Consider the following 4,273-nt stretch of genomic DNA (forward strand, 5'->3'; position numbering starts at 1 on the left):
TGAGGAGCCAGTCCACGGGAGTGGCGTGGCCCGTGCGCGAAATATCCTGCCGGACGGATATGAATTCGAGAGCGGGAGGTCTGCGATCTCATAGGGGCCGCATAAGGCTCCCCACTAGCCTCAAATCGGAACGGAATAGCCATCGAAGCCGGCGACCAGGCAGCCCAGCGCGGCATAGACCGTCATTTCGTCCCAGTGATTGAGCGAGGAGCCGAGCAGGCGCTCGCGCTTGATCGTTGCGAGCATGGCGCTCAGGACGGCGGACATCCCAAGCAACGCCGTCAGGCTTCGGGCAAAACCGATATGGCCGAACGCGGCGAAGACGACAAGGATGGTCATCCGCAGGCAGAATCGGCCGATCACCCGGATCGATTTTACTTCCTGCGTCAAATTCATGTTGCGGTGGTAGGCCAGATCGTCATCACTAGGCGAAGTTGTCGCAGCACATCGGCGCGTAGAGCCGGATGGTGGTGCAGGGTACGCTCGGCACGCTGGTTTCGGCCGGTACCGTGCTGACGCGCCGAACCTCGACGAGTGCGCTCAGGATCGCGAGCGAGAAGTCCGCGTGGCTGGCCTCAATCGACTGATCGAGCCAGTCGGGAAGCTCACGCTGGCGCGACAAGGCGCAATGCCATTCGCCGGCGTCGTAGGTGATGCGGCGAATGTGCCATTGCGGTAATTCCAGGTCGAGCAAGGCCAGCGCAACGTCGGTCCAGGCGCCGGATTGGATCAACCGATCGATCGGGCTGGAATGTTCGGACTGCGGGACGCAAGCAAACCGCCAGCACGCATCGCGGATGACATCCGACAACAGCTCCGGCGTGACAGCCTTAGCGGCGCGAAGCGTACCGGCAAGCTCGCAAACGTGGCGTCGCTCTGTCTGCAAGGATTGGCTCATGCTCTCAATATCCGCGGCGGCAGATAGGAATTCGAGAGCGGCAGACCTGCGATCTTATAAGAGTTTCATAAAGCTGCGTGGAGCCCGCGATGGAAGGCTGGCCATACCCGAATCAGATCGGAGGTTCGAATGCGCAGGCAAGGCAGCACAAGGCCGCATAGGCCATGGCCTCGTCCCAATGGTTAAGCCCTGAAGCGAGTGGTTCCTCGCCATCGAACAGCGCGACCACCGCGCCCAGAATGGTGGACATCCATAGCATCACGGTGAGACCTCGCTGAAAACCAATGCCTCCGAACACCGCGAAGGCGCCGACAGCGGCCATCCGCAAGCCGAAGCGAACGATCACCGCCGTCGATTTCGACGGGTGCGTCAGGTTGCGGTCGCGGCTTGCTACAAACGGAGGCATGATTTTCGATTTCCAGTGTGACGTTGTATTCTGCGTTTTGCTTGCAAGGCTTGGGCCATATGTGGCAGCCGGCATCAAAATCGGTTTACCAGAGCGTGTCACGTTTGAAAACAAAAGCTCATTGGAAAACGAGGGTAGCGCGCGGCTCGAAAAACAAATTCTTCATATACGGACGCCGGCGTGGCCAAGCCAGTCACGTCGATCAGAAGGGGGATGAGGCGCCTGGGCGGCCCGCGAGACGCAGATCGCTCGGATTGGCTGGATTGCACCACAGGCGGAATGCCTGGCCACGCCGCGGTGGCGGCCCCTGCCACGGCATCCGGTCATGCAACGTCGTGTAGTAGGTATTGCCGTGGTGCGGCGTGATCGCGAGCGTCACCTTGACGAGCCAGCTGTCGATGGGGGCAAACGGCAATTCTTCGGACTGAACGACGCGCGCGGTGCAAGGCTGTAACGGGCTTACGTTCCCTTGCGCATTCGCAGCCGCACTCGTGACGGCGGACATCGCGATCGCCGCGGCAATAGCAGACTTCATGACTTTTCCCGTCGCAATTCCGTTTTGCAGGTCGACCCCCGAAGCGAGATTGTAAGCAGTGCACTATAAAATCAAGTTACCGGACGCTTACGTGAAACTGACTTCGGGAAAAATCAATTCCGGGCGCGGGGCGTGAACGTCCGGCGCGCTTGCGTCGTCCGTGTTTATGTCTGGTCCATTGCCTCGCCTGATGATCAGCGAAGGCGACGCCGCTCGATGAGAAGCGATATATCGCTTCGATCATGAAATCGAACTGACGGCGTAGATAAAAGATATCGAAATGCGACCTGTTGCGCGATGGGTATGGCGCAAAAGGAACAGGCGCGCCAAAAAATCATTGAAGGCGATTGCTGAATATTCGGAATCCCGTGGGAAATGCTGCGAACCGTGCCGATCACCGCGGCATCGTCGGAGGCAATTGACACCTCGGTGGGCATAAATCGCTCAAACCGAGAATCTGGATATTATTTTTCTATGAAACGGTGCAGCGAAGCTAGCGCTTGTTCGCCATCCCCACAGGACGCGTGGCCCGGGTTGAGCAGCGAATCGGATGCACATGCATTCGACGGCCACGCCAATCTTGGGATAGCGCCCAATAAAACTTCGCGATTATCGCCTCGGCCGATATGATCATCCTTGACTTCCGACTCGCGGAACGGGTTTTCCAACACGCCAAAGACCGCCAGCGGGCGATGGGGCGGCCAATCAGGCCAGCGTTTGGGCGAGTAAAGCTGAGAAATTCCAGCTTGTTACTGTTGATATCTTTGGCAACTGCTTGCCCAGGGTATGCGCAGGCGAGGAGTATCTGGGCAAATTCGCGGGTTTTCCCCGCTCCGATTATTTTTATCATATGACTTTCCCGTAAAACAATCGTTCAAACAGTAGGATACGTAAGGTTAGTGTAAGCGCGATGCTGTAACGCAGCATGACAAAAAGATGGGCGGCGATGTTGGGAATTTTGGAGTGAGTGCTTTCGGAAAGCTGTCGAAATCCCGCGCAATTTTGCTCGGCGTGATTTTGCTCGGCGGCGCAGCGTGGTTCTGGGGCAGGGGCTTTATCGGATTAGCCGACGGGCAATCCGAAGGCCGGGTTCACGTCGCCTCGACCGAACCTGTGCGGCCCGCAGCCGATGAGCAGAGCGTCGATTTGTCGGAAAAGCAGGCGGCCGCGCTCAAGATCGGAGCCGTGGAATCGCGCAATTTCGCGCTATTCAAAACGGCCGTCGGCACCATCGACTTCAACGAAGATCTGCTGGTGCAGGTTTTCTCGCAATACCCCGGGAAAATCCTCAAGGCGAACTACAACATCGGTGACGACGTCAAGGCCGGCGACATCCTGTTCACGATCGATAGCCCGGATCTTCTGCAAGCTGAATCCACCTTGCTGGCCTCCGCCGGCGTGCTCGAACTGCAGAAGCGAACGCTGGCGCGTGCGCTTAACCTGTTGAAGGCGGGCGGCAGCGCCCAGCGGGAGGTCGATCAGTCGACCTCCGATGAGCAGACCGCGGAAGGTAACTTCAAGGCGGCGCGGGATGCGGTGCGTATTTTCGGCAAGACCGATGCCGAGATCGATCAGGTCGTGGAGAAGCGCCATGTCGATTCCACTTTGCTGGTCCCAAGCCCGATCTCGGGGAGGATCGTGGCTCGCAGTGCTGCTCCCGGGCTTCTGGTCCAGCCGGGCAATGCGCCGGCGCCATATTCGGTCGCGGATCTGGCGACGATGTGGATGCTGGCGAACGTCGTTGAGACCGACGCGCCGGCCTACAAGCTCGGCCAGGACGTCGAGGTCAGAGTGCCGGCCTACCCCGACAAGGTCTTCAAAGGACATGTGACGGCGTTGGGGGCGATGATCGACCCGAATAGCCACCGGCAACTGGTCCGCTCGCAAATCGATGACCCCGAGCATCTGCTGCGGTCGGGGATGTTTGCGAGTTTCGTCATTCGTGTCGGAGACCCCGTCAGTTCTCTGGCAATGCCGGCGAACGGCATTGCCAGGGAGGGTGACGGAACGATGACGGTTTGGGTTACCAGCGACAGCCGCCACTTTATCAAGCGAACCGTGAAGACCGGGCTGGCGCAGGATGGCTGGACGCAGATTCTGTCCGGACTCGAGCCCAACGATACCGTCGTCATGGATGGTGCGGTTTTCCTGAGCAACAAGCTCTTGTTGGGCGACGCCGGCTAGTGGGCCGCTTGCGCGCGCCATCCGTTAACTCAAATTCACACGGCGGGTTCAGTTGATCAAGTCCTTGCTCGAGTTCGGTCTGACGCGCAGTGCGATCGTCGTGCTGGGTCTTGTGGTGTTCTGCGCGGCCGGGCTCGTTGCATTTTTGAAGCTGAACATCGAAGCCTATCCCAACCCGGCCCCGGTCATTCTCGAGATCACGGCGCAGGCGGCCGGTCTGTCCGCCGAGGAGATGGAGAAATACTATACG

The 4,273-nt window shown here is 59.0% G+C and carries 6 protein-coding genes; 2 read left to right on the forward strand and 4 right to left on the reverse strand.

Annotated features, from left to right (window positions below; translation table 11 throughout):
* Positions 1-120: 120 nt before the first annotated feature.
* From WB528_RS07025 to WB528_RS07040, 4 genes are all read right to left on the reverse strand, one after another.
* Positions 121-396: a hypothetical protein gene (locus tag WB528_RS07025; RefSeq protein WP_423887699.1), complete on the reverse strand. Its 276-nt coding sequence runs from the start codon at positions 394-396 to the stop codon at positions 121-123.
* A 28-nt stretch (positions 397-424) separates the two neighbouring features.
* A complete protein-coding gene (locus WB528_RS07030; protein WP_423887700.1) occupies positions 425-898 on the reverse strand; it encodes a hypothetical protein in 474 nt (157 codons plus the stop codon).
* A gap of 112 nt (positions 899-1,010) precedes the next feature.
* On the reverse strand, positions 1,011-1,304 hold the full coding sequence (locus WB528_RS07035; RefSeq protein ID WP_423887701.1) for a hypothetical protein: 294 nt from the start codon (positions 1,302-1,304) through the stop codon (positions 1,011-1,013).
* A gap of 202 nt (positions 1,305-1,506) precedes the next feature.
* Positions 1,507-1,839 (reverse strand): hypothetical protein, encoded by a 333-nt coding sequence (locus tag WB528_RS07040; RefSeq protein WP_423887702.1) that lies wholly within the window; start codon positions 1,837-1,839, stop codon positions 1,507-1,509.
* Between the two features lie 963 nt (positions 1,840-2,802).
* Here WB528_RS07040 and WB528_RS07045 point away from each other — a divergent pair.
* Positions 2,803-4,023, forward strand: coding sequence for an efflux RND transporter periplasmic adaptor subunit (locus WB528_RS07045; protein WP_423887703.1), 1,221 nt, complete (start codon positions 2,803-2,805; stop codon positions 4,021-4,023).
* A 52-nt stretch (positions 4,024-4,075) separates the two neighbouring features.
* A partial coding sequence (locus tag WB528_RS07050; RefSeq protein ID WP_423887704.1) for an efflux RND transporter permease subunit occupies positions 4,076-4,273 on the forward strand: 198 nt, incomplete at its 3' end.

This window comes from Bradyrhizobium sp. (assembly GCF_049586575.1).
Classification (GTDB): domain Bacteria; phylum Pseudomonadota; class Alphaproteobacteria; order Rhizobiales; family Xanthobacteraceae; genus Bradyrhizobium.